Below are 365 nucleotides of genomic sequence, written 5' to 3'. Positions count from 1 at the left end.
ACCGTGGCCGCCGTCGCAATATTGCGCACCCCCTGCGCGCTGGCCAACACCCCAGCATTGCGATCGCCCACCACCGTGGCCGCCGTCGCAACATTGGTATCCCCAACAGCGCTGGCCGCAACCCCACCATTGTTCGCACCCACCACCGTGGCCGCCGACGCGATGTTGACACTGCCATCCGCACTGGCGGCCACCCCATTGTTGGCGTTGCCGACGACAGTGGCTGCGGTAGCCACGTTGGTGCCACCGACAGCAGTTGCCGAAATCGCTTGATTACCATCAAAAACCGCGGTCGCCGCCGTCACCACATTGACGTTCCCCTCGGCATCGGCGGTCACTCCACTATTGCCATCCCCGACCACCGT

The 365-nt window shown here is 64.7% G+C and carries 1 pseudogene; it reads right to left on the bottom strand.

Annotated features, from left to right (window positions below):
* Nucleotides 1-338 (bottom strand): annotated as a pseudogene (locus BST40_RS28610) (beta strand repeat-containing protein); the annotation flags it as partial.
* Nucleotides 339-365 lie beyond the last annotated feature (27 nt).

The organism is Mycobacterium persicum (genome assembly GCF_002086675.1).
GTDB classification, from domain to species: domain Bacteria; phylum Actinomycetota; class Actinomycetes; order Mycobacteriales; family Mycobacteriaceae; genus Mycobacterium; species Mycobacterium persicum.
The sequence above is the reverse complement of the archived record's forward strand: the minus strand, read 5'-3'. Positions and strand labels throughout refer to the sequence as shown.